General features: G+C 52.3%; 25 protein-coding genes and 1 tRNA gene. 20 read left to right on the top strand and 6 right to left on the bottom strand.

Features of this window, described 5'->3' with window-relative positions; all coding sequences use genetic code 11:
• Positions 1-32: 32 nt before the first annotated feature.
• Positions 33-1,778 (top strand): DNA primase, encoded by a 1,746-nt coding sequence (gene dnaG, locus LCS67_RS03065; RefSeq protein WP_000918862.1) that lies wholly within the window; start codon positions 33-35, stop codon positions 1,776-1,778.
• 14 nt (positions 1,779-1,792) lie between these two features.
• Entirely contained in the window at positions 1,793-3,775 is a 1,983-nt protein-coding gene (gene rpoD / locus LCS67_RS03060) for an RNA polymerase sigma factor RpoD (protein ID WP_001120159.1), read from the top strand.
• Between the two features lie 123 nt (positions 3,776-3,898).
• On the opposite strand, the gene mug is transcribed toward rpoD, so the two are convergent.
• Positions 3,899-4,405 (bottom strand): G/U mismatch-specific DNA glycosylase, encoded by a 507-nt coding sequence (gene mug, locus LCS67_RS03055; protein WP_000237776.1) that lies wholly within the window; start codon positions 4,403-4,405, stop codon positions 3,899-3,901.
• A 125-nt stretch (positions 4,406-4,530) separates the two neighbouring features.
• Here mug and LCS67_RS03050 point away from each other — a divergent pair.
• A tRNA-Ile gene (locus LCS67_RS03050) sits at positions 4,531-4,606 on the top strand.
• 78 nt (positions 4,607-4,684) lie between these two features.
• Here LCS67_RS03050 and LCS67_RS03045 read toward each other — a convergent pair.
• Positions 4,685-5,452, bottom strand: a complete 768-nt coding sequence (locus LCS67_RS03045; RefSeq protein ID WP_000213763.1) for a siderophore-interacting protein — start codon at positions 5,450-5,452, stop codon at positions 4,685-4,687.
• Between the two features lie 231 nt (positions 5,453-5,683).
• Here LCS67_RS03045 and LCS67_RS03040 point away from each other — a divergent pair, with 231 nt between their 5' ends.
• The gene (locus tag LCS67_RS03040) at positions 5,684-6,331 is read left to right on the top strand and encodes a PadR family transcriptional regulator (protein ID WP_000983434.1); all 648 of its coding nucleotides are present in this window, start codon (positions 5,684-5,686) and stop codon (positions 6,329-6,331) included.
• Here the strand turns inward: LCS67_RS03040 and LCS67_RS03035 are convergent.
• Both LCS67_RS03035 and LCS67_RS03030 read right to left on the bottom strand, forming a co-directional pair.
• Positions 6,328-7,896, bottom strand: a complete 1,569-nt coding sequence (locus LCS67_RS03035) for a methyl-accepting chemotaxis protein (protein WP_000478462.1) — start codon at positions 7,894-7,896, stop codon at positions 6,328-6,330. The genes LCS67_RS03040 and LCS67_RS03035 overlap by 4 nt on opposite strands.
• 387 nt (positions 7,897-8,283) lie before the next feature.
• The gene (locus LCS67_RS03030) at positions 8,284-9,804 is read right to left on the bottom strand and encodes a PAS domain-containing methyl-accepting chemotaxis protein (protein WP_225090901.1); all 1,521 of its coding nucleotides are present in this window, start codon (positions 9,802-9,804) and stop codon (positions 8,284-8,286) included.
• 429 nt (positions 9,805-10,233) lie between these two features.
• Between LCS67_RS03030 and ygjG the strand changes: the two genes are divergently transcribed.
• Together ygjG and LCS67_RS03020 are read left to right on the top strand one after the other, a co-directional pair.
• Positions 10,234-11,613, top strand: a complete 1,380-nt coding sequence (gene ygjG, locus LCS67_RS03025) for a putrescine aminotransferase (RefSeq protein ID WP_001520281.1) — start codon at positions 10,234-10,236, stop codon at positions 11,611-11,613.
• A gap of 170 nt (positions 11,614-11,783) precedes the next feature.
• Entirely contained in the window at positions 11,784-13,802 is a 2,019-nt protein-coding gene (locus tag LCS67_RS03020; RefSeq protein WP_000121531.1) for an NADPH-dependent 2,4-dienoyl-CoA reductase, read from the top strand.
• An 80-nt stretch (positions 13,803-13,882) separates the two neighbouring features.
• On the opposite strand, the gene rlmG is transcribed toward LCS67_RS03020, so the two are convergent.
• Positions 13,883-15,019: a 23S rRNA (guanine(1835)-N(2))-methyltransferase RlmG gene (rlmG, locus tag LCS67_RS03015; RefSeq protein ID WP_000019989.1), complete on the bottom strand. Its 1,137-nt coding sequence runs from the start codon at positions 15,017-15,019 to the stop codon at positions 13,883-13,885.
• 85 nt (positions 15,020-15,104) lie between these two features.
• Between rlmG and LCS67_RS03010 the strand changes: the two genes are divergently transcribed.
• The 14 genes from LCS67_RS03010 (at position 15,105) to LCS67_RS02945 (ending at position 25,509) form a co-directional block, all read left to right on the top strand.
• Positions 15,105-15,602, top strand: a complete 498-nt coding sequence (locus LCS67_RS03010; protein ID WP_000202966.1) for a M48 family metallopeptidase — start codon at positions 15,105-15,107, stop codon at positions 15,600-15,602.
• 151 nt (positions 15,603-15,753) lie between these two features.
• Entirely contained in the window at positions 15,754-16,446 is a 693-nt protein-coding gene (locus LCS67_RS03005; protein WP_000951045.1) for a vancomycin high temperature exclusion protein, read from the top strand.
• Between the two features lie 88 nt (positions 16,447-16,534).
• Entirely contained in the window at positions 16,535-17,533 is a 999-nt protein-coding gene (locus LCS67_RS03000; protein ID WP_000617682.1) for a Gfo/Idh/MocA family protein, read from the top strand.
• 269 nt (positions 17,534-17,802) lie between these two features.
• Positions 17,803-18,771 (top strand): TerC family protein, encoded by a 969-nt coding sequence (locus LCS67_RS02995; RefSeq protein WP_001098833.1) that lies wholly within the window; start codon positions 17,803-17,805, stop codon positions 18,769-18,771.
• A gap of 254 nt (positions 18,772-19,025) precedes the next feature.
• On the top strand, positions 19,026-20,270 hold the full coding sequence (gene sstT, locus LCS67_RS02990) for a serine/threonine transporter SstT (RefSeq protein ID WP_000235363.1): 1,245 nt from the start codon (positions 19,026-19,028) through the stop codon (positions 20,268-20,270).
• Positions 20,271-20,719: 449 nt separating this feature from the next.
• On the top strand, positions 20,720-21,382 hold the full coding sequence (gene yqjA / locus LCS67_RS02985; protein WP_000422141.1) for a DedA family general envelope maintenance protein YqjA: 663 nt from the start codon (positions 20,720-20,722) through the stop codon (positions 21,380-21,382).
• 3 nt (positions 21,383-21,385) lie between these two features.
• The gene (mzrA, locus tag LCS67_RS02980; RefSeq protein WP_000917516.1) at positions 21,386-21,769 is read left to right on the top strand and encodes an EnvZ/OmpR regulon moderator MzrA; all 384 of its coding nucleotides are present in this window, start codon (positions 21,386-21,388) and stop codon (positions 21,767-21,769) included.
• A gap of 144 nt (positions 21,770-21,913) precedes the next feature.
• Positions 21,914-22,282 (top strand): DUF1090 domain-containing protein, encoded by a 369-nt coding sequence (locus LCS67_RS02975; RefSeq protein WP_000877297.1) that lies wholly within the window; start codon positions 21,914-21,916, stop codon positions 22,280-22,282.
• A gap of 41 nt (positions 22,283-22,323) precedes the next feature.
• Entirely contained in the window at positions 22,324-22,629 is a 306-nt protein-coding gene (locus LCS67_RS02970; protein WP_000031219.1) for a DUF883 family protein, read from the top strand.
• Positions 22,630-22,631: 2 nt separating this feature from the next.
• Complete coding sequence (locus LCS67_RS02965; RefSeq protein WP_000785626.1) at positions 22,632-23,030, top strand: phage holin family protein; 399 nt, start codon at positions 22,632-22,634, stop codon at positions 23,028-23,030.
• Complete coding sequence (locus LCS67_RS02960) at positions 23,027-23,326, top strand: YqjK-like family protein (protein WP_000095496.1); 300 nt, start codon at positions 23,027-23,029, stop codon at positions 23,324-23,326. The genes LCS67_RS02965 and LCS67_RS02960 overlap by 4 nt, the downstream gene beginning before the upstream one ends.
• Before the next feature lie 247 nt (positions 23,327-23,573).
• Positions 23,574-23,966, top strand: a complete 393-nt coding sequence (locus LCS67_RS02955) for a DoxX family protein (RefSeq protein ID WP_024133739.1) — start codon at positions 23,574-23,576, stop codon at positions 23,964-23,966.
• A 67-nt stretch (positions 23,967-24,033) separates the two neighbouring features.
• Complete coding sequence (locus LCS67_RS02950; protein WP_000531158.1) at positions 24,034-25,020, top strand: glutathione S-transferase family protein; 987 nt, start codon at positions 24,034-24,036, stop codon at positions 25,018-25,020.
• Positions 25,021-25,143: 123 nt separating this feature from the next.
• Positions 25,144-25,509 carry a DUF805 domain-containing protein gene (locus LCS67_RS02945; protein ID WP_000384139.1) on the top strand — a complete coding sequence of 122 codons (366 nt, stop codon included), beginning with the start codon at positions 25,144-25,146 and terminating at the stop codon, positions 25,507-25,509.
• Positions 25,510-25,547: 38 nt separating this feature from the next.
• Here the strand turns inward: LCS67_RS02945 and yhaJ are convergent, their stop codons facing one another.
• Positions 25,548-26,444, bottom strand: a complete 897-nt coding sequence (yhaJ, locus tag LCS67_RS02940) for a DNA-binding transcriptional regulator YhaJ (RefSeq protein ID WP_001041026.1) — start codon at positions 26,442-26,444, stop codon at positions 25,548-25,550.
• Between the last annotated feature and the right edge of the window lie 65 nt (positions 26,445-26,509).

The following is a 26,509-nucleotide window of genomic DNA, read 5'->3' as shown; positions in this document are numbered from 1 at the left end:
AGCCTGAAGAATGACGTGTATAAAAGGGGCATATGGCTGGACGAATCCCACGCGTATTCATTAATGACCTGCTGGCGAGAACCGATATCGTCGATCTGATCGACGTGCGCGTAAAACTCAAGAAACAGGGCAAGAACTATCACGCGTGTTGTCCATTCCATAATGAGAAAACCCCTTCTTTCACCGTAAACGGTGAAAAACAGTTTTATCACTGCTTTGGATGCGGCGCACATGGCAATGCGATCGACTTTTTGATGAATTACGACAAGCTCGAATTTGTCGAAACCGTCGAAGAATTAGCGGCCATGCATAACCTGGAAATTCCCTATGAAGCAGGCACCGGGCTTAGCCAGATAGAGCGCCATCAACGGCAAAACCTCTATCAGTTGATGAATGGTCTGAATGACTTTTATCAGCAGTCGCTTACCCATCCTGCGGCAAAACCTGCGCGTGACTATCTGCAAAAGCGCGGTCTGAGCGCTGAAATTATTCAGCGTTTCGCCATTGGCTTCGCGCCGCCTGGTTGGGATAACGCGTTAAAGCGCTTCGGTAATAACAGCGATAACAAGGCATTGTTGCTGGATGCCGGAATGCTGGTCAATAACGAGCAGGGCAGCACTTACGATCGTTTCCGTAATCGGGTCATGTTCCCTATCCGGGACAAACGCGGCAGGGTGATTGGTTTTGGCGGTCGAGTTCTGGGGAACGACACGCCGAAATACCTTAACTCTCCGGAAACGGACATTTTCCATAAAGGCCGCCAGCTATATGGTCTTTATGAGGCTCAGCAATATAGTGCTGAACCGCAACGCTTGCTTGTGGTCGAAGGTTATATGGATGTCGTCGCACTAGCGCAATACGACATTAACTATGCGGTTGCTTCGCTGGGTACCTCAACCACGGCAGACCATATGCATATGTTATTCCGGGCGACGAACAACGTAATTTGCTGTTACGACGGCGACCGGGCTGGCCGTGATGCCGCCTGGAGAGCGCTGGAAACAGCAATGCCTTATATGACCGATGGTCGGCAGGTACGCTTTATGTTTTTACCTGACGGCGAAGACCCGGATACGCTGGTGCGTAAAGAAGGCAAGGCGGCTTTTGAAGCGCGGATGGAGCAGGCGCAGCCGCTCTCTACGTTTCTGTTTAATAGCCTCCTGCCGCAGGTGGATTTAAGCTCGCCGGATGGCAGCACGCAGTTAGCCGCACTGGCGCTGCCGCTCATTAATCAGGTGCCTGGCGACGCACACCGTATTCAGTTGCGCCAGACGTTGGGGCTGAAGTTAGGCATTTTCGATGATAGTCAGCTTGATCGTTTAGTGCCAAAACAGGCGGAAAGCGGCGTTTCCCGCCCGGCTCCGCAGCTAAAACGCACGACCATGCGTATACTGATAGGATTACTGGTGCAAAATCCGGATCTCGCGCCGTTAGTGCCGCCCTTAGACGCGCTGGATGAGAATAAGCTGCCTGGGCTTGGCTTATTTAAAGAATTGGTCAAAACTTGTTTGGCTCAGCCAGGTCTTACTACCGGACAACTTCTGGAACTCTACCGTGGCACAAATGATGCTGCGACCCTTGAAAAATTATCGATGTGGGACGATATAGCAGATAAGGCGATTGCCGAAAAGACCTTTACCGACTCACTCAACCATATGTTTGATTCGCTGCTGCAACTGCGACAAGAAGAGCTGATCGCTCGCGATCGCACTCACGGTTTAAGCAGCGAAGAACGCCGAGAGCTCTGGACGTTAAACCAGGAGCTGGCCAGAAAATGAATTTAACGGCTTAAATGCCGCATATCGATCGGGAAGCCCCCGACAGCCGCAGTGAGAGGCAGCGGCCAAAATATAAGTATGCCCTCGCTTTAAATGTCGACAGCTATACCGTCGACACCAATCAAACGAATAAGTGTGGATACCGTCTTATGGAGCAAAACCCGCAGTCACAGCTGAAACTTCTTGTCACCCGTGGTAAGGAGCAAGGCTATCTGACCTATGCTGAGGTCAATGACCATCTGCCGGAAGATATCGTCGATTCAGATCAAATTGAAGATATCATCCAAATGATCAACGACATGGGTATTCAGGTAATGGAAGAAGCGCCTGATGCCGATGATCTGCTGCTGGCTGAAAATACCACCAGCACCGATGAAGATGCGGAAGAAGCTGCTGCACAAGTTCTGTCCAGTGTTGAGTCTGAAATCGGTCGTACGACTGACCCGGTACGCATGTATATGCGTGAAATGGGCACTGTTGAACTATTGACCCGGGAAGGCGAAATCGACATCGCTAAACGTATCGAAGACGGGATCAACCAGGTTCAATGCTCCGTTGCCGAATACCCGGAAGCCATTACCTATCTGCTGGAACAGTACGATCGCGTTGAGGCTGAAGAGGCTCGTTTGTCCGATCTTATCACCGGCTTTGTCGATCCGAACGCGGAAGAAGAGATGGCGCCGACCGCAACTCACGTCGGTTCTGAACTCTCCCAGGAAGACCTGGATGATGACGAAGACGAAGATGAAGAAGACGGCGACGATGACGCCGCCGATGACGACAACAGCATTGACCCTGAACTGGCACGCGAAAAATTCGCTGAGCTGCGCGCGCAATACGTCGTTACGCGCGACACCATCAAAGCGAAAGGCCGCAGCCATGCTGCCGCGCAGGAAGAGATTCTGAAGCTGTCTGAAGTGTTCAAACAGTTCCGTCTGGTACCGAAGCAATTCGACTATCTGGTCAACAGTATGCGCGTGATGATGGATCGCGTGCGTACTCAGGAACGTTTGATCATGAAGCTCTGCGTTGAGCAGTGCAAAATGCCGAAGAAGAACTTTATCACGCTGTTTACCGGTAACGAAACCAGCGAAACCTGGTTCAACGCCGCTATCGCGATGAACAAACCGTGGTCGGAAAAACTGCACGATGTCGCGGAAGAAGTGCAACGCTGCCTGCAAAAACTGCGGCAGATTGAAGAAGAGACCGGTCTGACCATCGAACAGGTGAAAGACATCAACCGTCGCATGTCCATCGGGGAAGCGAAAGCCCGCCGTGCGAAGAAAGAGATGGTTGAAGCGAACTTACGTCTGGTTATTTCTATCGCTAAGAAATACACCAACCGTGGCTTGCAGTTCCTTGACCTGATTCAGGAAGGCAACATCGGTCTGATGAAAGCGGTTGATAAATTTGAATACCGTCGTGGTTACAAGTTCTCCACCTACGCAACCTGGTGGATCCGTCAGGCGATCACCCGTTCTATCGCGGATCAGGCGCGCACCATCCGTATTCCGGTGCATATGATTGAGACCATCAACAAGCTCAACCGTATTTCTCGCCAGATGCTGCAAGAGATGGGCCGCGAGCCAACGCCGGAAGAGCTGGCTGAACGGATGCTGATGCCGGAAGATAAAATTCGTAAGGTGCTGAAGATTGCCAAAGAGCCTATCTCCATGGAAACGCCGATCGGCGACGATGAAGATTCGCATCTGGGTGATTTCATCGAGGATACCACCCTCGAGCTGCCGCTGGACTCTGCCACTACCGAGAGCCTGCGTGCCGCCACTCACGACGTTTTGGCTGGCCTGACCGCTCGTGAAGCGAAAGTGCTGCGTATGCGTTTCGGTATCGATATGAACACCGACCACACGCTGGAAGAAGTGGGTAAACAGTTCGATGTTACCCGCGAACGTATCCGTCAGATCGAAGCGAAGGCGCTGCGTAAACTGCGCCACCCGAGCCGTTCTGAAGTGCTGCGCAGCTTCCTCGACGATTAATTCGCCATACAGGTATAAACGCCGCCGCAAGGCGGCGTTTTTTTATCAGGCCATGCGCAAGCGCCCTATTTGGCCTGCAGAATTTCTGCACAGCGCGAGTATTCGCGCCCTCATTCCCCATTGCTATAGCCCACGCATAATGAGCGCTTGATCCAGTTCGCGATAGGCCTCGACCAGTTTTTCCGTTTTAATTCGGTTTAAGCCGCTGGGATTCGGCAACACCCACACCATCGTCGCGCCAATGGCGATCTTTTGTTTACCCCAGGCGATACCACGCTGGCTGAATCCCTGTTCAAAAGCCTGTTTACCAAGCACCGCCAGCGCTGCGGGCTGGTAGTCCTCTATTTTTTCAATCAGGTTGCGTCCGCCGCTACGTAATTCATGCAACTTCACTTCAGTCGCTTGTACCGTCGGTCGATCGACGAGTTTCGTTACCCCGCAGCGAAAATCCAGTAATTTTTCCGCCTCTTCCGGTTTCAACTGTCGATCGGTGAAACCGGCCAAATGAATAACTTTCCAAAAACGATTCGCGGGATGCGCAAACGGAAAGCCGGTATTCGCCGAGGAGAGTCCCGGATTGATGCCGCAAAAAACCACCCGTAGCCCTGGCGCCAGTATGTCCTTAACCATTATTACTCCTGAGCAATACAACGTTCTTTAAGTATAACGGGTTGAAAACACATTGTTTATAAAAACAGCACCCGCACGGTTACGGCTGGATTACAGCGTAAAGTTACATTATAATCCACCGCCACGGCCCCTTAGCTCAGTGGTTAGAGCAGGCGACTCATAATCGCTTGGTCGCTGGTTCAAGTCCAGCAGGGGCCACCAAATTTTAGCTTTAAAATCATATAATTAAGCCACTCTAAAGAGTGGCTTTTTTGTTTCTGACAGGTTCGCCCCATACCGCTATTTACGATGCCAATAGGCTGCCGCACGTACCAGGTGTGGATCAAACTCCTTTTCAAAGCACTGACTTAAACGTTTTACCGTTTTGCCTTCGCCAGTAATCCAGATGAAATAGTCCGATTCTGGTATTGTCAGCTGCGACAGGCGCGTTTGCATTACCTGTTCATTGCCGCCAACAACATATTCCACAGTAATATCCGTCAAATGGGCGAGATAATCGCGATATGCGGCATCCTGAATGCTCACCAGCGCGGTTACCGCAGGGCGCGCAGGCAGACGACTAAGCGATTCCAGACGACGACGCAGCGCAGGCATACCGGACTCATCGCAGACATAAACCTGACAGGCATAATCTTCCGGCACCACCAGCGAACCGCGCGGCCCGCCAATCGTCAGTGTATCGCCTTCACGGGCTTCCATTGCCCAACGGCTGGCTACGCCGCCATCGTGGATAAAGAAATCCAGCGCCAGCTCGCGACGCGCCTCGTCATACAGCGGCGTGTAATCCCTGGAGACCGGACGAACGCCCTCCCCCCAGATAATGCCTTCCTCAGTGACTGTCGGGGGCGTAAAGCGACAGCCTGGCTCAGGGAAAAAAACTTTCGTGTGATCGTCAAAGCCCAGGGAGGTAAAGCCGTCCAGCGCCTCGCCGCCAAGTACGATCCGCTGAAATCCTGCGCTAATACGTTCTACCCGCAGAACGGTCAGCTCGCGAAAACGCAGTTCATTACGAACACGTTGTGGGTAGCGTACGGATGATGTCGTCATTTTTTGCCTTCGTGAAGTAATACGATATATCTAAATTAAAGTTTTAAATGATAATGATTGTTAATCAGTAAAAATGCAACTGTTTTTTGATAGTGTTCTGGCAACGAGTCGCTAACTATAACCTTAGAATAAAACGTTATAAATTAATAGATTATAGCAACAATCGCTTTTATCCTTGCTAAAACCCATCATTTAGATATAAATTAGATATATCTAAATAAGCAGGAGGCAATGATGCAAAATCAACATGAAGGGTGTTGCAAAAACCGGGATCATAAGCACGATGGTTGCTGCAAAGATCGCGAACATCAGCATGAAGGCTGCCATAGCGCGCATCAGCATGAGAACGCCAGTTGCGGCGGCGAACACCGTCACGGACACGGCTGTGGTCGTCATGGACAGGGCGGTGGTCGACGCCAGCGATTTTTTGGCCACGGGGAACTTCGGCTGGTCATTCTTGATATCCTGACCCGGGACGCCAGCCACGGCTATGAACTGATTAAAGCGATAGAAAACCTGACGGGGGGCGGCTATACGCCAAGCGCTGGCGTGATCTACCCTACGCTGGATTTTTTACAGGATCAGCAATTTATCACGATTAGCGACGAAGAAGGCGGGCGGAAAAAAATCGCGATTACCGCGAACGGCGCGCAATGGCTTGATGAAAATCGCGAACATCTGACGCATATTCAGGCGCGGCTAAAAGCCCGTTGTGTGGGCATGGAGTTACGTAAAAATCCGCAGATGAAGCGGGCGCTGGATAACTTCAAGGCCGTGCTGGATCTGCGGATAAACCACAGCGATATCAACGACGCGCAAATCAAACGCATTATCGGCGTGATTGATCGCGCGGCGCTGGAAATCGCCGAACTGGATTAAGCGGGCTGCGTGTCCTCTTCGCGGACGCGGAACACGTTAACCAGCTCTTTTAAATGTAACGCCTGTTCGTTCAGCGACGCCGCGGCGGCAACAGACTCTTCCACAAGGCAGGAGTTTTGTTGCGTGGCGGCGTCAATCAGGCCAATCGCGCTGTTAATCTGCGAAATGCCGTCAGTTTGCTCGCGGCTGGCCTGCCCAATCTCACGTAATATCACATCCATCTCTTCGACGTTATCCACCATGCCATTAATCAGGGCGCTGGCTTTCTCCACCAGGTGCATCCCTTCCTGAGTCTGACTGGTTGAATCTTCAATCAAATTACGGATTTCACTGGCTGACGAGGCGCTCTTTTGCGCCAACTGGCGAACCTCTCCGGCGACAACGGCAAAACCACGTCCATGTTCGCCCGCGCGCGCCGCTTCAACCGCCGCGTTCAGCGCCAGAATATTGGTCTGAAAGGCAATGGAATCAATGATATTGATGATATCTGACATACGATTTGCCGTATCGTTAATGACGCGCATTTTCTGCGTCACTTGATTCATCATCTCCCCATTGTTTTTCACCACGCTGGCGGCGCCGGCAGAGAGTTTGGTCGCTTCACTGGTATGGTCAGCCGTATTTTTAACCGTGGCGGTAATCTGTTCCATCGACGCCGCCGTTTCTTCAACCGAGCTGGCCTGCTCTTCCGTACGCGCCGCCAAATCCTGGTTACCGGCGACAATTTGCGCCGCCGCCGTGGAGATACTCTCCGAACCGTTTTGCACTTCCTGTACGATATCCAGCAGACGCGTTTTCATCGCCATTAATGCTTGCAGTAGTACGCCTGTTTCATCTTTATAGTCGGTGGTGATATGACGAGTCAGATCGCCATCGGCGATCGCCTCGGCAAAGCGTACCGCGTCATCAAGCGGTCGGGTAATAGAACGCACAATATACCATCCCATTACGCCTCCGGCGGCGATGCTTATCAGCGCCAAAGTGATTAACAGCGTCCGATTATTTTTAAAATCCTCTTTGACCTGCACGCTCGCTTCATGCATCTGCGCGTCCTGAACAGCGATAAGTTCCTGGACTTTGTCCTTATAGACTTTTTGCACCTGCACCGTTCTGGTCATCATCTCCTGAATGGCCGCCTGACGATTATTGCTTTGAATATCTTTCAAAATACGGAATCTGGACTCCAGATATTGCTGGCGCGCTTCACGGATCTCATTAATGATTTTCTGTGAATCCGCATCGTGACTATTTTCCCTGGAAAGCTCATCCAGTAACGCCGAAATGCGCTGGCTTATCTCACTGAGTTCTTTCTGCGAGCTCTGGCTCCAGCGCCCCTCTTCATCCAGTAACATGAGCTGCTGCGCGATGATGAAATCATTAAAATTATCGATTAATAGATTGGCTTTTACCGTGGTGGGATAATCATTGGTAATAATGTCCTGCATACCCGTATTAGCCCGATCAAGGCTAAACAAAGACAGAGCGGAACTCACCACCATGAGAACAATGAATAAGCCAAAGGCCATAAATAATTTTGAACGTATTTTAATGTTATGCAAAAACATATTTTCTCCCTGGGATTGCATATCCTCATACAGGAAGATTTATCGGCAATAATGTTACTAACTTTATGATATTGATCGCTTTTTATTTCGGAACATTATTAGTAAGTAATATTTATTGTTCACAGAAAGATGAACCAAAAGTGACATAAATTGGCACTAATAATGAAAGAAATACGCTAAAAGGTTAACCATTTCTTATTTATCAACTGAGCTTATACCTATTAATAGGTAGACAAGGGAGAAGGAATAAATATCACATTATTTTTAACATCACAGGCCACTGATACTCTCTGTGATGGCAGGCACCGCCTTCTATCAGAGCGCACCCGCCCGGTAAGTTTGTTGCTACCGGGCGGATGTCATTACCGTTGCGACCTACAAATAAACTTAATGCAGTACCGTGACCGCATCCTCCAGCCGGCTGGCACGGTGTTTTACCATTGCGGAGACTTGTGCGCTCTCTTCCACCAGCGCCGCATTTTTCTGGGTTATGCGGTTCAACTCGTCCACGGCGCGAGTCAGGCTGGAAAGCCCATCTGTCTGTTCCTGCGTCGACTGACTGATCCGTGCGATAAGCAGGGTGACATTTTGCACCTGGGCTACAATGTCATCCATGGTACGGCCTGCGGCGTGAACCTGCTCGGAGCCTGACTGCACCTTTGTTGCGCTGGCATCAATTAATTTACGAATATCGTTCGCCGCGTTAGCGCTGCGGCTGGCAAGATGGCGTACCTCGCCAGCAACCACGGCAAACCCTTTCCCCTGCTCGCCCGCTCTCGCCGCTTCTACCGCCGCATTCAGCGCCAGGATATTCGTCTGAAAAGCGATATCGTTAATTAGCGTGGTGATCGTCCCGATACGTTGCGTACTGTGAGCGATATCATCCATCGTTTTAATCACCGTATCCATCGCCTCACCTCCCTGAGTCGCCGCACTACTGGCCGCCATGGAAAGCTTATCCGCAGCGGAAGCCGTCTCGGAATTGAGCTTCACGGACTCCGCCATCTGGTTCATGGTCGTTACCGTTTCCTGAACATTCTCCACGGTCTGACAGGTGTGTTCGTTCAGATCATTGTTACCCTTCGCCAGCCTTTCACTGCCGTTTCTGACGCTGGAAACCTGACTTGATACGTCATTGATCAGCCAGCGGCACATCAAGCCAAGCTGCCCTACGGCCCTCAGCGTCAGCCCCAACTCATCGCTACGATTAAGATGTTGTACGCTGTTGCGTTCGCCGGTCGCCACTTTCAGCGCCTGCGTCGCCACATTTTCAATGGGACGCACAATTTGCCATTCAAATAGCGCCGTACCTGCCAGCATCGCCAACGCGCCCAACAGCAACGCCTGCCATGACGCATCCGTACCGAACAGAGCCAACGCCAGCATTACGGCCATTAGCCCCATAATGCTACGCACTCGCCAGCGAACAGGCATAGCGGGCAGTTTGCCCAGCAAACCCTGACGAACCACCAGGCCTTTATGAATACGTTTACTACACCGCCCTTCATTTAGCGCCTGATATAAAGGCTCAACGGCGGCAATCTCATCATCCGTGGCGCGGGTACGGATCGACATATATCCCGTCACACGCCCTTCACGTATCATCGGTACCGCGTTGGCCCGCACCCAGTAATGGTCGCCGTTTTTACGCCGGTTTTTCACAATGCCGCTCCACGGTTCGCCCTGTTTTAGGGTGTACCACATATCTGCGAAGGCAGCTTTCGGCATATCCGGATGACGCACCAGATTATGTGGCTGCGCCAGTAACTCGTTTAACTGATAGCCGCTCACCTGGACAAAAGTGTCATTGGCGTGAGTGATATAGCTTTCCAGGTCGGTCGTAGACATCAGAGTGGTATCATCATCCAGCGGGGTATTTAGCTGGCTGACGTAGGGATGAGAAGACATGATAGCGTCCTGTGCAGGTTATCTGGATGTTAATTTTTCGCTCAGATGTTATTTCGGCGCTAATCTATTTATCTTTAGTTGTTAAAATTGCTCTGGATCGCAATTTGCGGTTAATCCTTAATATTTGTACGATTTTCACCTCATCCTGCGCCTTATTTTCATTATGAAATTGTTTAGCATGGACAACCTTTTTCTTTAAAATCTGCCCTGGCTCACCTTTTTCTCACGCCGCTGCTAACGCAACACACCCTAAACCGTAAAACAAGATCTGCTCAAAATGCATTCAATTGTTAGCACATGACATTAAATGTTGTGTAAATGTGATTATTCCTGGTGTTTATCCCGATTTTCACTATGGGCTTAGACCCCCGCTAATCCCTGCAATACTTAATTCAGTATCATGTGATACACGGCCCTCTGGAGCTCATTTTGAACAGGTTACCTTCCAGCGCATCGGCTTTGGCCTGTAGCGCGCACGCACTGAATCTCATCGAGAAGCGAACGCTAAACCATGAGGAAATGAAAGCACTAAACCGAGAGGTCATTGACTACTTTAAAGAGCATGTAAATCCAGGATTTCTGGAATACCGGAAATCTGTTACCGCCGGCGGGGATTACGGAGCCGTAGAGTGGCAAGCGGGCAGTTTGAATACGCTTGTCGACACCCAGGGGCAGGAGTTTATCGACTGTCTTGGGGGGTTTGGCATCTTTAACGTGGGGCACCGTAATCCTGTTGTGGTATCCGCCGTCCAGAATCAACTCGCAAAACAACCTCTCCACAGCCAGGAGTTACTTGATCCCTTGCGGGCGATGCTGGCAAAAACGCTGGCGGCGCTGACACCGGGGAAACTCAAGTACAGCTTTTTCTGTAACAGCGGCACCGAATCCGTCGAAGCGGCGCTAAAACTGGCAAAAGCGTATCAGTCGCCGCGCGGCAAGTTTACCTTTATCGCCACCAGCGGCGCATTTCACGGCAAATCATTGGGCGCGCTCTCCGCCACGGCCAAATCCACCTTCCGCAGACCCTTTATGCCTTTACTGCCGGGCTTCCGCCATGTGCCGTTTGGCAATATTGACGCGATGAGCATGGCATTTAGCGAAGGCAAAAAAACGGGCGACGAGATAGCAGCCGTGATTCTGGAGCCTATTCAGGGTGAAGGCGGCGTGATCCTGCCGCCGCAGGGATACCTGACAGAGGTACGTAAGCTCTGTGATGAATTCGGCGCGCTGATGATTCTGGATGAAGTACAAACCGGCATGGGGCGTACCGGCAAGATGTTTGCCTGCGAGCACGAAAATGTGCAGCCTGATATTCTGTGTCTGGCGAAAGCCCTGGGCGGCGGCGTGATGCCGATTGGTGCCACCATCGCGACTGAAGAGGTGTTTTCGGTTCTGTTCGACAACCCCTTCCTGCATACCACCACTTTTGGCGGTAATCCGCTGGCTTGTGCTGCCGCGCTGGCGACCATTAACGTCCTGCTGGAGCAAAACCTCCCGGCCCAGGCGGAACAAAAAGGCGATACGCTCCTGGATGGTTTCCGACAACTTGCGCGTGAATATCCCAATCTGGTACACGATGCGCGCGGCAAAGGTATGTTGATGGCCATTGAATTTGTCGATAACGAAACGGGCTACCGTTTTGCCAGTGAGATGTTCCGTCAACGCGTGCTGGTCGCTGGTACGCTGAATAATGCGAAAACAATTCGTATCGAGCCACCGCTCACGCTAACCATTGAACTGTGCGAACAGGTATTGAAATCAGCGCGTAATGCGCTGGCGGCGATGCAGGTGAGCGTTGAAGAGGTTTAAAAACGATGCCGGATGGCGCTATGCTTATCCGGCCTGTTTTCCCCGGGTCGCGGCCTCTTTTTTGAATCCCATCACAATCACCACATTCCCCTTTTCCCTTTTACCTCGCGACGGCTACAGTAGTAACTCATCCGACCACATAACAATAATTTTACATACTGGATACGCTTATGAGCTACCCATCGCTGTTCGCCCCGCTCGATCTGGGCTTTACTACTCTCAGAAACCGCGTGCTGATGGGATCGATGCACACGGGTCTGGAAGAACATCCTGATGGCGCCGAGCGCCTGGCGGCATTTTATGCCGAGCGCGCGCGACACGGCGTAGCGTTAATCGTCACCGGCGGTATTGCGCCCGTTCCCTCCGGGGTCGTGATGACCGGCGGTGCGATGCTGAACGATGCCAGCCAATTAACGCCTCACCGCGTGGTGACCGATGCCGTACATGCGCAAGGCGGTAAAATCGCGCTGCAAATTCTGCACACCGGACGTTACAGCTATCAGCCGCACCTGGTCGCGCCGTCGGCAATTCAGGCGCCAATCAACCGCTTTATGCCGCACGAACTGACGCATGATGAAATCTTGCAGTTAATCGACGACTTCGCGCATTGCGCGCAACTGGCGCGGGAAGCAGGCTACGACGGCGTAGAGGTGATGGGATCAGAGGGCTATCTGATTAATGAATTTCTCACCCGGCGAACTAACCATCGCGATGACGAATGGGGCGGCGACTATACCAGCCGTATGCGCTTCGCGGTTGAGGTAGTACGCGCGGTACGCCAGCGGGTAGGGAACGACTTTATTATTATCTATCGCCTGTCGATGCTCGATCTGGTGGAAAATGGCGGCACGTTCGACGAAACGGTACAACTGGCGCAAGCCATTGAAGCCGCAGGCGCAAGCCTAATTAATACCGGCATTGGCTGGCATGAGGCGCGAATCCCGACCATCGCCACGCCAGTACCGCGTGGCGCCTTTAGCTGGGTGACGCGGAAACTCAAAGGTCATGTGTCGGTTCCGCTGATCGCGACCAATCGCATTAACGATCCGCAGGTCGCTGAGACGATCCTGACGCGCGGCGATGCCGATATGGTGTCGATGGCGCGTCCCTTCCTTGCCGATGCCGAATTCCTGACTAAAGCGCAATCCGGACGCGCAGATGAGATCAACACCTGTATCGGCTGTAATCAGGCCTGTCTGGATCGGATCTTCATCGGCAAAGTGACCTCCTGTCTGGTGAACCCACGCGCCTGTCACGAAACCCACATGCCGATAACGCCGGCCATACGCAAAAAGAATCTGGCCGTTGTCGGCGCAGGCCCGGCGGGGCTGGCTTTCGCGATTAACGCCGCGTCGCGCGGCCATCATGTCACGCTGTTTGACGCCCAGAGTGAAATTGGCGGTCAGTTCACTATCGCCAGGCAGATCCCGGGTAAAGAGGAGTTTTACGAAACGCTGCGCTACTACCGTCGAATGATCGATATTACTGGCGTTACGCTGAAACTGAACCAACAGGTGAACGCAGAGGATCTTCAGCCGTTTGACGAAGCGATCCTCGCCTGTGGAATAGTACCGCGCCGCCCGCCGATAGACGGTATCGATCATCCAAAGGCATTGACCTACCTGGAGGTATTGCGCGATAAAGCGCCGGTTGGTAAACGAGTGGCGATCATCGGCTGCGGCGGGATCGGTTTTGACACGGCCATGTATCTGAGCCAGCACGGCGAATCCACCAGCCAAAATATTGCTGAATTTTGTACGGAATGGGGAATTGATACCAGCCTGCAGCAGGCAGGCGGTCTGCGCCCGGAAGGCCCACGCCTGGCACGTAGTCCACGGCAAATCGTCATGCTGCAACGCAAAGCCAGCAAGCCGGGCGAAGGATTAGGTAAAACCACCGGCTGGATCCATCGCGCGACGTTACTGGCGCGCGGCGTGAAGATGATCCCGGCGGTTAGTTACCAGAAGATCGACGACGACGGATTACATCTCTTGATCGGCGGCGAACCGCAGTTGCTGGAAGTGGATCATGTGGTGATCTGCGCCGGACAGGAACCTCGCCGCGAGCTGGCGGACCCGTTACGCGCCGCAGGTAAAACGGTACATCTTATCGGCGGATGCGATGTCGCGATGGAGCTGGATGCCCGACGGGCGATTGCCCAGGGCACCCGACTGGCGCTGGAGATTTAACGACTTTACCTGATGGCGCTGCGCTTATCGGGCTTACGCTGTCATACCGGTTTTATAGGCCGGTATGACGCTTGAGAGCCTTATCGACGGCGTCCCTGCTTCACCGCTTTCAAAATGACAAATTTATTGTTGGTTGCTATCGTCGCACAATTACCGAAAATCTTCTTCAGCTTGTGGAAATAGTCCAGATGGCGGTTCGCCACAATATACAGTTCGCCGTTGATTTTCAGGCAACGGCGGGCGTGATGGAACATCTCCCAGGCGATATTATCCGTCAGCGCATGTTTCTGGTGGAACGGCGGGTTGCAGAACACAGCGTTAAAACGGAACGGCTCCACACCGGAGAGCGCATTGTTGATCATAAATTCGCAGCGTTCGAACGCTTCCGGCAGGTTCGTTTCTACATTCAAACGGCTGGAATCTACCGCCATCGGCGATTCATCGACAAATACCACGTTCGCCTGCGGATTTTTCGCCAGTAAGCTCAGGCCAATCACCCCATTGCCGCAGCCGAGATCGACAATCTCCCCGTCGAGGTTTTCCGGCAAATGCTGCATAAAGAAGCGCGCGCCGATATCCAATCCGGTACGAGAAAACACATTCGCGTGGTTGTGAATCGTCCAGCCTGTATCTTCCAGTTTCCAGCTTAGCGTTTGCGGCGCGTCGGCCAGTTGCGGATGACTGAAGGTACAGTTAATCAGGCGCGCTTTCTTCCACGCCAGCGTCGTCGTGGTTGGGCCCAGCACTTTTTCAAACAGTTCCAGCGTAGAGGTATGAATATCACGCGCTTTCGCGCCGGCGATAATACGCGTTTGCGCCGTAACGACCTTACGCAAAGCGCGTAACTGCTGTTCCAGCAACGCCAGTGTTTTCGGTACCTTAATCAATACCACGCCCGGCGCCTGCGGGTAGTCAGCGGTACTGTCGAGAAACGTTACGCTGGACTCCGCGATGCCGTTATGGCGTAAATTCTCTCGCGTACCCAGTTCGCTTAAATATGAATCGCCAATACTGTATGGCGAATGCTCCGCCAGCGCACAGCTTAGCGCGCCAAACGTATCATTCAGGATCAGCACCGGGCCGCGAATTTCCGTCTCATCCAACTGTTGCAGCAGGTACTCATCGGCCGCCTCCCACGCCAGAAGCGGGTTAACATCATCCGTTTGCGGAAAACGTTTCAGCGTCAGTGAACGGAAACCGTCGTCTACGTGGCTCATTAGGCCTCCTGAATGGTAAAATTGCGGCGTTATCCCTGAAAAGGGTGCGTGAGTATACACTTTTTATCAGCAACATGGAGCTTTGATGACCTCACTAACTTACCTTCAGGGGTATCCGGAACATCTCCTTGCCCAGGTGCGCGCCTTAATCGCCGAGCAGCGCCTGGGAGCAGTGCTGGAAAAACGTTATCCCGGCGCGCATGATTACGCCACTGACAAAGCGCTATATCACTATACTCAGGAACTGAAAAGTCAGTTTCTGCGCAATGCGCCGCCCATCAATAAAGTGATGTATGACAGCAAGATCCATGTGCTGAAAAATGCGCTGGGACTGCATACCGCTGTCTCGCGCGTTCAGGGCGGCAAGCTCAAGGCAAAGGCGGAGATCCGCGTCGCCACCGTGTTTCGCAACGCCCCGGAGCCATTCTTACGAATGATTGTGGTTCACGAACTGGCGCACCTGAAAGAGAAAGATCATAACAAAGCGTTTTATCAGCTCTGCTGCCATATGGAGCCGCAGTACCATCAACTGGAGTTTGATACGCGCCTGTGGCTGACGCATCAGGCGCTGTCGGCACAATAAATTCTGAAAATGCCCCTTCCCCCGTATCTTTTTAACGGCGTGGGCATAAAATCGACGCGTTCACATTTCGCTCATTGCCTGCCGCCACGTCAAGGATGACGATCTGTAGAGGGTATTTTTTATCCACCGCCAACGGAACCGCGCAACGACCATGCTCTCACAATGTGCCCGTTTTATCCGCCGCCTCTGTTTTACACGCCGGGCGTTAACAGTGGCGTGTTTTCTGCTTGTCGCAGCAGGCGTCGCGCTTTTCTATTCCAACTGGCTTATCGTCAACGCCTCGCAGCATCTGACATGGAATGACATTCAGACCGTTCCCGCCCGCAACGTCGGGCTGGTGTTAGGCGCTAAACCCGGCAATCGGTATTTTACCCGGCGGATTAATACTGCCGCCGCGTTGTATCACGCCGGTAAAGTGAAGTGGCTGTTAGTCAGCGGCGATAACGGCAAAAAAGAGTACGATGAACCTTCGGCGATGCAGCAGGCGCTGATAGCGAAAGGTGTGCCGGAAGCGGCCATTTTTTGTGATTATGCCGGATTCTCCACGCTGGACTCCGTAGTTCGCGCCCGGAAAGTGTTTGGCGAAAGCCGCATTACGATTATCTCGCAAGCATTCCATAATCAACGGGCGATCTGGCTAGCGCAACAATATGGCATTGACGCTATCGGCGTTAACGCGCCGGATCTGAATAAAAGGCACGGAACCTACACACGACTTCGGGAAAAGCTGGCGCGGGTTAGCGCGGTGCTGGATGCCAAAATTTTGCACCGTCAGCCTAAATATCTGGGCGCTGGCGTCACTATTGGGGCTGATAGCGCACACGGGTGCCCTTCTCGCCAGTAAAATGCCAGAGTGCGTCGCAGCGCACTGGCAAGGGCGGAAAGGCGTGCTACATTGACGAAAAATCCCTTTCTGGAGTCCGCTGACGTTTATGATACGTTTCGCTGTAATTGGGACTAACTGGATCACGCGCCAGTTTGTCGACGCCGCCCACGAAACCGGCAAATTCAGGCTCGCCGCCGTTTACTCCCGTAGTCTTGAACAGGCGCAGTCTTTCGCAAATGATTATCCCGTCGAGCATCTGTTTACCTCGCTGGAAGCGATGGCGCAAAGCGACGCGATTGAGGCGGTTTATATCGCCAGCCCGAACTCCCTGCATTTCTCCCAGACACAGCGCTTTTTGCAGCATAAAAAACATGTCATGTGCGAAAAGCCGCTGGCTTCTAACCTGGCGGAGGTTGATGCCGCTATCGCCTGCGCGCGCGATAACCAGCGGGTACTGTTTGAAGCCTTTAAAACCGCCTGCCTGCCCAATTTTCTGCTGCTGCGGGAATCGTTGCCGAAAATCGGCAGAATGCATAAAGCATTCCTAAATTACTGCCAGTACTCTTCACGTTATCAGCGCTATCTGAACGGTGAAAATCCGAATACGTTTAATCCGGCCTTCTCCAATGGTTCGATTATGGATATCGGGTATTACTGTCTGGCGTCGGCGATCGCGCTATGGGGCGAGCCGCGCAGCGTTCAGGCGTCGGCGAATTTGTTGGAAAGCGGAGTAGATGCGCACGGCGTCGTGGTTATGGATTACGGCGATTTTAGCGTCACGCTACAGCATTCCAAAGTCAGCGACTCGGTACTGGCCAGTGAAATTCAGGGCGAGAGGGGATCGCTGGTCATTGAAAAGCTGTCGGAATGCCAGAAAGTGTGTTTTGCGCCGCGCGGCGCGCTGATGCAGGATCTGACCCAGCCTCAGCATATTAATACCATGCTGTATGAAGCCGGGGCGTTTGCCCAGCTTATTGAAAACCATGCCGTGGAACATCCGGGGTTGTCGCTAAGTCGCGCCACGGCAAAATGGCTGACAGAAATACGCCGTCAAACCGGGGTCATCTTCCCGGCGGACGATCTGACCCATCCCCTTACTGCGTAAAATTATGTAAATTATATGTTACAGGTCATTGACTCTACGCGTGGCCTGTCATACTTTGTTACGCGCAAAGGGGAGTAACTTCATTGCCGGTCGATCGTCATTACGATGTGTGCAAAACCACATCCGGTCACCGGGCAGCCATAAAGGAATGCGTCAGCGTATTCCTTTATTGTTGTAAGTGAGACCTTGCCGAATGGCAAGGTCTATGCATAAAAGCAGCGGCTAATGCCATTCGGCGTTAGCCGTTTTTTTTTGCATAGGGAGAAATAATGAATACTGTTGGTACGCCATTATTATGGGGTGGATTCGCGGTTGTTGTGGTGATAATGCTATCCATCGACCTGTTGTTGCAGGGACGCCGTGGCGCACATGCGATGTCGATGAAACAAGCGGCAGGATGGTCAATCCTGTGGGTAACGCTCTCGCTACTGTTTAACGCTGCTTTCTGGTGGTATCTGGCTGAAACGCAAGGGCGCGAAGTTGCTGACCCGCAGGCATTGGCGTTCCTTACCGGCTATCTGATTGAAAAGTCGCTGGCCGTAGATAACGTCTTTGTCTGGCTGATGCTGTTTAGCTATTTCTCCGTCCCTCCGGCTCTGCAACGCCGGGTGCTGGTGTATGGGGTTCTTGGCGCGATCGTGTTGCGTACTATCATGATTTTCGCCGGTACCTGGCTTATCACTCAGTTCGAATGGCTGCTGTATGTGTTCGGCGCCTTCCTGCTGTTTACCGGCGTAAAAATGGCGCTGGCGAAGGAAGACGAATCCGGCATTGGCGAAAAACCGATGGTGCGTTGGCTGCGCGGGCATCTGCGCATGACCGATACGATCGAGAACGAGCACTTTTTCGTACGTAAAAACGGCCTGCTGTATGCCACGCCGCTGCTGCTGGTGCTGATTATGGTTGAGTTCAGCGATGTGATCTTCGCCGTTGACAGTATTCCGGCGATCTTTGCGGTCACCACCGACCCGTTTATCGTACTGACCTCTAACCTGTTTGCCATCTTAGGACTGCGCGCGATGTACTTCCTGCTGTCCGGCGTGGCGGAACGTTTCTCGATGCTGAAATATGGTCTGGCGGTCATTCTGGTCTTTATCGGCATTAAGATGCTGATCGTCGACTTCTACCATATTCCTATCGCGATTTCGCTGGGCGTAGTGTTTGGCATTCTGACCATTACTCTGGTGATTAACGCCTGGGTTAACCATCAGCGCGATAAGAAACTACGAGCGCAATAATCTTTTATCGGGGTAAACCTGCCCCGTCAAAAACGCCCGGCAGCGCACACCTGCCGGGCGTTTTTGTTTAACATGTCACAATACTGTTAATATAAAGTTATAAAACATGATCACAGCAAAAAATCCAGGATATTTCGCTTCCCGAACCTTCAACTTTCCTTATACTCAACCAGGCAAACACTTTGTTACATCCTGAAAGATGCGCCGTAAGAGCGTGCAGGGGATGACCAGCAACACAATACAAGGAACATGAAATGGCTACGCAACGAGCATCAGGGCTACTGCAGCGTTTAGCGCAAGGCAGTCTGGTTAAACAAATTTTAGTGGGTCTGGTACTGGGGATTTTACTGGCATGGATTTCTAAGCCTGCGGCAGAAGCGGTTGGCTTGCTTGGCACCCTGTTCGTCGGCGCCTTAAAAGCAGTCGCCCCCGTTCTGGTGCTGATGCTGGTAATGGCCTCGATCGCCAACCACCAGCACGGTCAAAAAACCAATATTCGCCCTATTCTCTTTCTTTACCTGCTAGGCACCTTTTCAGCCGCGCTGGCGGCCGTTGTGTTCAGCTTCGCCTTCCCTTCAACCCTGCATCTGTCCAGTAGCGCCCAGGATATCGTGCCGCCGTCCGGCATTGTAGAAGTCCTGCGCGGTCTGCTGATGAGCATGGTGTCGAACCCCATCGACGCGCTGCTGAACGCTAACTATATTGGGATTCTGGTATGGGCCGTCGGTCTGGGATTTGCCCTGCGTCATGGCAATGAAACCACCAAAAACCTCGTGAACGATATGTCTAACGCCGTGACCTTTATGGTGAAACTGGTGATCCGTTTCGCGCCAGTCGGTATTTTTGGTCTGGTTTCATCAACGCTTGCAACCACCGGCTTCTCCACTCTGTGGGGCTATGCGCACCTGCTGGTCGTCTTGATTGGCTGTATGCTGCTGGTCGCGCTGGTGGTCAACCCGCTGTTGGTATTCTGGAAAATTCGTCGCAACCCTTATCCGCTGGTGTTCGCCTGCCTGCGTGAAAGCGGCGTTTATGCCTTCTTTACCCGCAGCTCTGCCGCCAATATTCCAGTGAATATGGCGCTGTGCGAAAAGCTGAATCTGGACAGGGATACTTACTCCGTTTCCATTCCGCTGGGCGCCACTATCAATATGGCCGGCGCGGCAATTACCATTACGGTTCTGACGTTGGCGGCAGTCCATACGTTAGGCGTCCCGGTGGATCTGCCTACAGCGCTGCTGCTGAGCGTGGTGGCCTCGCTGTGTGCTTGCGGCGCCTCCGGCGTGGCAGGCGGTTCATTGCTGCTGATCCCGCTGGCGTGCAACATGTTTGGCATTCCGAACGATATCGCGATGCAGGTAGTAGCGGTCGGCTTTATTATCGGCGTATTGCAGGATTCGTGTGAAACGGCGCTGAACTCATCTACTGATGTTCTGTTCACTGCGGCAGCCTGCCAGGCAGAGGACGAACGTCTGGCGAATAACGCCTTGCGTAGCTAAGTGATTATCGATGTCGGATGGCGTATGCCATCCGGCGTAACGATAGATCTGAATCTCCCAATCCATAGGCTGTGACCTAAAGCGAATTGATGTTCACGCGCGACATCCTCGCGTAACGTTATATGTAGATGGCGTCTGCCGCGGCGCTCGGTCAGCGTACAGTATAAAGTGTCAGCCTGTGTAAATCCTCTCGCCACCCTCCTTTGCGATAAGCAAAATCAAAGCTCAACGACGCGTAATTTCTATAACGGACTTCGTTGACCTTTGTTACAATTAGATGCATTTTGAATTTTTGTGTGTTAGTGCTTGCTTACTTCACAACTTAACAAGGAATAGTTCAGGCCGCGAATTTGCCGTTTCCGCAACGCTGATAAAAACTCCAACTCTGTTGCGGCAGTGCAAACCTCAGATCACCGGCGTGACGTTAACCGATTCTCCAGGAATACTGAATGGAACTACTGACTCAATTGCTGAATGCCCTGTGGGCTCAGGACTTTGAAACACTGGCCAATCCTTCCATGATTGGCATGTTATATTTTGTGTTATTTATGATTTTGTTTCTGGAAAATGGGCTGCTCCCTGCCGCCTTTTTGCCTGGCGACAGCCTGTTGATCCTGGTCGGCGTGCTGATCGCCAAAGGCGCGATGGGTTTTCCACAAACCATTTTGCTGCTTACCGTCGCGGCCAGCCTGGGTTGCTGGGTGAGCTATATTCAGGGCCGCTGGCTGGGGAATACCCGCACCGTGCAAAACTGGCTCTCTCATCTCCCCGCACATTATCATCAACGCGCCCATCACCTTTTTCATAAACACGGCCTGTCGGCATTATTGATAGGCCGTTTTATCGCGTTTGTCAGAACACTGCTGCCCACCATTGCCGGCATATCCGGCCTGAATAACGCGCGCTTTCAGTTCTTCAACTGGATGAGCGGCTTGTTGTGGGTGCTTATCCTGACGTCGCTGGGCTATCTGCTGGGCAAAACGCCCGTCTTTATGAAATATGAAGATCAGTTAATGTCATGCCTGATGCTGCTGCCCGTGGTGCTGCTCTTTTTTGGCCTGGCGGGTTCACTGGTCATGCTGTGGAAAAAGAAGTATGGGAGCCGGGGATAACTTATGCTTAAACCACGCATAACTGCCCGACAACTCATTTGGATCAGCGCTTTTCTACTGATGCTGACCATACTCATGATGACGTGGTCAACGCTGCGTCAGCAAGAGTCGACGCTGGCCATTCGCGCGGTTAACCAGGGCGCCAGTATGCCAGACGGCTTCTCAGTTCTGCATCATCTGGATGCGAACGGCATTCATTTTAAAAGCATTACGCCTAAAAATGACATGTTGCTCATTACCTTCGATTCCCCTGCGCAAAGCGCCGCAGCAAAAACAGTGCTTGATCAAACATTACCACACGGTTATGTCGTCGCTCAGCAGGACGATGACAACGAAACGGTACAGTGGCTGTCCCGCTTACGGGAAAGCTCCCACCGCTTTGGCTAATCTCCAGGAATCCGAATCATATCACTCACTTTGGTGATTTCATTGTTTAATGACTATGATTAATAAAGCGGTGTTTAACCCACCGCGTTATTATCGGGATCACCGCCCCGGACAACGGGTCCGAACATAAGGGAAAGTTCAGGAATGAAATACCGCATCGCTTTGGCTATCACGCTTTTTACACTTAGCGCCGGTAGCTACGCTAATTCGCTTTGTCAGGAAAAAGAGCAGGATATACAAAAGGAAATTAGCTACGCTGAAAAGCACAACAATCAGCGCCGTATTGAGGGTCTGAACAAGGCGCTCAGCGAAGTACGCGCTAATTGTACTGACAGCAAGCTACGCGCCGAGCATCAGAAAAAGATCGCTGAGCAAAAAGAAGAGGTAGCCGAACGCCAACGTGATTTAGCCGAGGCAAAAGCAAAAGGCGATGCGGATAAAATAGACAAACGTGAACGTAAGCTGGCCGAGGCTCAGGATGAGCTAAAAAAACTTGAGGCCAGAGACTACTAAATTAACGCCGAATGTAAATACTCACTCACCTGGAGAAAACTATGTCGAAAGATAACACTACGGAACATCTGCGCGCTGAGTTGAAATCCCTGACCGATACGCTTGAAGAAGTGCTGAGCTCTTCGGGCGAAAAGTCGAAAGAAGAGTTGAGTAAGATTCGTAGCAAAGCCGAGCGCGCGCTGAAAGAGAGCCGTTACCGCCTGGGCGAAACGGGTGATGTGATTGCCAAACAGACTCGCGTCGCCGCCGCCCGCGCCGATGATTATGTGCGCGAAAATCCCTGGACAGGCGTAGGCATTGGCGCCGCTGTCGGTCTGGTGTTGGGCGTACTGCTGACGCGTCGTTAATTATGGCGGACTCTCGACAGGCACAAGGACCAGGCAAAAGCGTACTGGGTATCGGGCAGCGGATTGTCACCATTATCGTTGAGATGGTGGAAACCCGGCTGCGACTGGCGGTAGTAGAACTGGAAGAAGAGAAGGCGAACCTCTTTCAGCTTTTGCTGATGGTAGGTCTTACCATGCTCTTCGCGGCGTTTGGCTTAATGAGCCTGATGGTTCTGGTCATCTGGGCTATCGATCCTCAGTACCGTTTGAACGCGATGATCGCTACCACAGTTGTGCTGTTAGTGCTTGCGCTAATCGGCGGCATCTGGACTTTGCGCAAAGCGCGTCAGTCCACGCTATTGCGCCATACGCGGCACGAACTGGCTAACGATCGGCAAATTCTGGAGGACGATCAGTCGTGAGCAGCAAAGGCGAACGCGAAAAACGTAAAGCGCTGCTTCTCAGTCAGATCCAGCAGCAACGGCTGGATCTGTCCGCCAGTCGTCGCGACTGGCTGGAGACCACCGGCGCGTACGATCGCGGCTGGAATACGGTGTTAAGCCTGCGCTCCTGGGCGCTGGTCGGTAGCAGCGTAATGGCCATCTGGACCATCCGTCATCCTAATATGTTGGTACGCTGGGCGAAACGCGGCCTGGGTATCTGGAGCGCCTGGCGCCTGGTAAAAACTACCCTCCGTCAACAACAGCTCCGCGGTTAATATCTTTTCTTTTATAGCATCGCGCCATCAGGTTATCGCCCTATTACACCTGGTGGCGCGATACTTTTATGCATATCGTCTCTTTATCAATCACTCAAATTTTTTGAAAAAATTTGGCAATTTTCCTTGCTAACAATTCCTGTACGCCACGTTTATGATTCTCTCCAGCGATAACAATGACGCGCTAAACCGCGCCATTGCTCATGAAAATAGCAGCAGCAGCCGAATCGGCCTCCTGGAGAATAAAATGAAAAAATTAGAAGATGTTGGTGTACTGATAGCGCGTATTTTAATGCCAGTTCTGTTTATTACCGCAGGATGGGGAAAAATTAGCGGCTATGCGGGCACACAACAGTATATGGAAGCGATGGGCGTACCAGGATTCCTGCTGCCGCTCACCATACTGCTTGAGTTCGGCGGCGGTCTGGCGATTCTGCTAGGGTTCCTTACCCGCACCACTGCGCTTTTCACCGCTGGTTTTACGTTGCTGACGGCATTGATCTTCCATAGCAATTTTGCAGAAGGTGTAAACTCGCTGATGTTTATGAAAAACCTGACCATTGCCGGCGGATTCGTATTACTGGCGTTAACCGGGCCTGGCGCGTTCAGCCTTGACCGTCTGCTGAATAAAAAGTGGTAAGCAATCTATACTCAATTAAAAAAGCGAGGGAATAGCGCCTCGCTTTTGTCATCTGAAGGAGAGAGACATGGGACAACTGATCGATGGCGTCTGGCACGACACCTGGTATGACACCAAATCTTCCGGGGGGAAATTTCAGCGTTCAGCGTCGGCTTTCCGCAACTGGCTTACCGCTGACGGCGCGCCCGGACCTTCCGGCGAAGGCGGATTCGCCGCAGAAAAAGATCGTTACCATCTGTACGTTTCCCTTGCCTGCCCCTGGGCGCATCGCACGCTCATTTTCCGTAAACTGAAAGGTCTGGAGCCATTTATTCCGGTTTCCGTCGTGAATCCATTGATGCTGGAAAACGGCTGGACGTTTGATGATACTTTTCCGGCGGCCACCGGCGATACCCTCTATCAGCATGAATTTCTCTACCAGTTGTATCTGCACGCCGATCCACACTACAGCGGCCGCGTCACCGTACCGGTCTTATGGGATAAAAAAAATCATACTATCGTCAGCAACGAGTCCGCCGAAATCATTCGTATGTTTAACTCCGCCTTCGATGGGCTGGGCGCTAAAGCCGGGGATTACTATCCCCCCGCGCTGCAAAGCAAAATTGACGAGTTAAACGGCTGGATTTATGACAACGTTAATAACGGCGTTTATAAAGCAGGCTTCGCCACCAGCCAGCAAGCGTATGATGAAGCGGTAGACAAGGTATTTACTGCGCTGGCGCGCCTGGAACAGATTCTCGGACAGCACCGCTATCTGACGGGCGACCAGTTGACCGAGGCGGATATCCGCTTATGGACGACCCTGGTACGCTTTGATCCGGTTTACGCGACTCATTTCAAATGCGACAAATACCGAATCAGCGACTACCTGAATCTGTACGGTTTCCTGCGCGATATCTATCAAATACCGGGCATTGCTGAAACCGTTAATATGGACCATATTCGTCACCACTATTTCCGTAGCCATAAAACGATTAACCCCACGGGTATCATTTCTATCGGACCGTGGCAGGATCTGCTCGAACCTCACGGGCGCGACGTGCGCTTTGGCTAATTTCAGGCGTCCTCCGGGACGCCTTATTAATTAATACCACAAATATTTACCAGCATTTCATTCGCGGCTATTCTTAGTTTGATTACTTTAAAAACAAGTGATTGAACCATTATTGAGGCGAAAATGGATTGGTATTTAAAGGTTTTAAAAAATTATCTGGGATTTGGCGGCCGCGCGCGACGCAAAGAGTACTGGATGTTTATTCTGGTCAATATCATCTTTACCTTTGTGTTGGGCCTGCTGGACGCCATGCTTGGCTGGCAACGCGCCGGGGGTGAAGGCGTTCTGACCACCATTTACGGCGTTCTGATCTTTTTACCGTGGTGGGCCGTGCAGTTCCGTCGTCTGCATGACACTGACCGCTCCGCATGGTGGCTACTGTTGCTACTTATCCCCATTATCGGCTGGCTTATCATCATCGCGTTCAACTGCCAGAATGGTACGCCAGGCGACAACCGCTTCGGCCCCGATCCGAAACGTTTTTCCTGATGGCGGCGCGGCGCCGCTTTTAAAGCGCCGCGCGCTATTTATTTTCCGGCGAATAGCTTAGGTATTTCCCGCAGGCACCAGGCTTTTGCCTCCCCCATACTGTCGCGCCGCCAGGCCATAATAATATCGATTTCGCTGGTCGATTCCGGGCTGACCACGCGTAGCCGCCCTTCGGCAATATCCTGTTCCACCATCGAATATGGCATAGTCGCGACGCCAAGCCCGGCCAGCAGCGCCTGACGTTTATCTTCAATCGTGCTTACCGTCAGACGTGGCTGCTTATCCAGCAGTTGCACCGTTAATACCGGCCGCTCGCGCGCGGTATCCGCTACCGCTACGCCGCGGTATTTAACCCGCGTCACTTCCGAAAGCGGCTCCGGCTCCTGATGAATAGGATGGTCAGGCGCAGCGACATACACATTCATTAACGTATACAACTTACGGGAGTTAATTTCCGACGACGATCGAAAATGCATATCCGGGGCGATAACGATATCCGCCCGTCCCTGCTCAAGCCGCTCCCATGCGCCAGCCAGTACTTCGGTAATCAATGAAAGCTGCGTATTGGCTTTAGCGGCCAGCCGGTCGATCAGCGGAAAAAAAGCAGGCGTCGGTACCAGAGCTTCAGTGACCAGCGTCAGATGCGTTTCCCAACCGCGGGCCAACGCTTCAGCATCCGTCGTTAACTTGTCTGCCGCTTCCAGCAATACCCGCCCGCGTTCCAGCAGCATACGTCCGACGTTGGTGAATTTTGTACGATGGCCGGAGCGATCGAACAGTACAACGTCCAACTCTTCTTCCAGCTTCTGCATGGTGTAACTCAGCGCGGAGGGCACCCGCCCCAACTCATCTGCCGCTGCGGCAAAACTGCCCCGGCGGTCAATGGCGTCCATCACACGCAATGCTTCAAGCGTCAGCGCTCTCTCTTTAGCCATAACGTTCTCATTCAGGAAATTTGAACATACCGGGCAGAATATCTGGCTAACAATGCAGCGTCCAG

The sequence above is a fragment of the Salmonella sp. A7 genome (assembly GCF_020181675.1).
Taxonomy (GTDB): Bacteria; Pseudomonadota; Gammaproteobacteria; order Enterobacterales; family Enterobacteriaceae; genus Salmonella; species Salmonella enterica.
Note: the sequence above shows the minus strand (reverse complement) of the source record. Positions and strands in the feature narration are given on the sequence as shown.

What these genes read in the sequence shown, in the direction of transcription:
- dnaG (WP_000918862.1), top strand. Translation starts at nt 33, where the DNA reads ATGGCTGGACGAATCCCACGCGTATTCATTAATGACCTGCTGGCGAGA.
- rpoD (WP_001120159.1), top strand. Translation starts at nt 1,793, where the DNA reads ATGCCGCATATCGATCGGGAAGCCCCCGACAGCCGCAGTGAGAGGCAG.
- mug (WP_000237776.1), bottom strand. Translation starts at nt 4,405, where the DNA reads ATGGTTAAGGACATACTGGCGCCAGGGCTACGGGTGGTTTTTTGCGGC.
- LCS67_RS03045 (WP_000213763.1), bottom strand. Translation starts at nt 5,452, where the DNA reads ATGACGACATCATCCGTACGCTACCCACAACGTGTTCGTAATGAACTG.
- LCS67_RS03040 (WP_000983434.1), top strand. Translation starts at nt 5,684, where the DNA reads ATGATGCAAAATCAACATGAAGGGTGTTGCAAAAACCGGGATCATAAG.
- LCS67_RS03035 (WP_000478462.1), bottom strand. Translation starts at nt 7,896, where the DNA reads ATGTTTTTGCATAACATTAAAATACGTTCAAAATTATTTATGGCCTTT.
- LCS67_RS03030 (WP_225090901.1), bottom strand. Translation starts at nt 9,804, where the DNA reads ATGTCTTCTCATCCCTACGTCAGCCAGCTAAATACCCCGCTGGATGAT.
- LCS67_RS03020 (WP_000121531.1), top strand. Translation starts at nt 11,784, where the DNA reads ATGAGCTACCCATCGCTGTTCGCCCCGCTCGATCTGGGCTTTACTACT.
- rlmG (WP_000019989.1), bottom strand. Translation starts at nt 15,019, where the DNA reads ATGAGCCACGTAGACGACGGTTTCCGTTCACTGACGCTGAAACGTTTT.
- LCS67_RS03010 (WP_000202966.1), top strand. Translation starts at nt 15,105, where the DNA reads ATGACCTCACTAACTTACCTTCAGGGGTATCCGGAACATCTCCTTGCC.
- LCS67_RS03005 (WP_000951045.1), top strand. Translation starts at nt 15,754, where the DNA reads ATGCTCTCACAATGTGCCCGTTTTATCCGCCGCCTCTGTTTTACACGC.
- LCS67_RS03000 (WP_000617682.1), top strand. Translation starts at nt 16,535, where the DNA reads ATGATACGTTTCGCTGTAATTGGGACTAACTGGATCACGCGCCAGTTT.
- LCS67_RS02995 (WP_001098833.1), top strand. Translation starts at nt 17,803, where the DNA reads ATGAATACTGTTGGTACGCCATTATTATGGGGTGGATTCGCGGTTGTT.
- sstT (WP_000235363.1), top strand. Translation starts at nt 19,026, where the DNA reads ATGGCTACGCAACGAGCATCAGGGCTACTGCAGCGTTTAGCGCAAGGC.
- yqjA (WP_000422141.1), top strand. Translation starts at nt 20,720, where the DNA reads ATGGAACTACTGACTCAATTGCTGAATGCCCTGTGGGCTCAGGACTTT.
- mzrA (WP_000917516.1), top strand. Translation starts at nt 21,386, where the DNA reads ATGCTTAAACCACGCATAACTGCCCGACAACTCATTTGGATCAGCGCT.
- LCS67_RS02975 (WP_000877297.1), top strand. Translation starts at nt 21,914, where the DNA reads ATGAAATACCGCATCGCTTTGGCTATCACGCTTTTTACACTTAGCGCC.
- LCS67_RS02970 (WP_000031219.1), top strand. Translation starts at nt 22,324, where the DNA reads ATGTCGAAAGATAACACTACGGAACATCTGCGCGCTGAGTTGAAATCC.
- LCS67_RS02965 (WP_000785626.1), top strand. Translation starts at nt 22,632, where the DNA reads ATGGCGGACTCTCGACAGGCACAAGGACCAGGCAAAAGCGTACTGGGT.
- LCS67_RS02955 (WP_024133739.1), top strand. Translation starts at nt 23,574, where the DNA reads ATGAAAAAATTAGAAGATGTTGGTGTACTGATAGCGCGTATTTTAATG.
- LCS67_RS02950 (WP_000531158.1), top strand. Translation starts at nt 24,034, where the DNA reads ATGGGACAACTGATCGATGGCGTCTGGCACGACACCTGGTATGACACC.
- LCS67_RS02945 (WP_000384139.1), top strand. Translation starts at nt 25,144, where the DNA reads ATGGATTGGTATTTAAAGGTTTTAAAAAATTATCTGGGATTTGGCGGC.
- yhaJ (WP_001041026.1), bottom strand. Translation starts at nt 26,444, where the DNA reads ATGGCTAAAGAGAGAGCGCTGACGCTTGAAGCATTGCGTGTGATGGAC.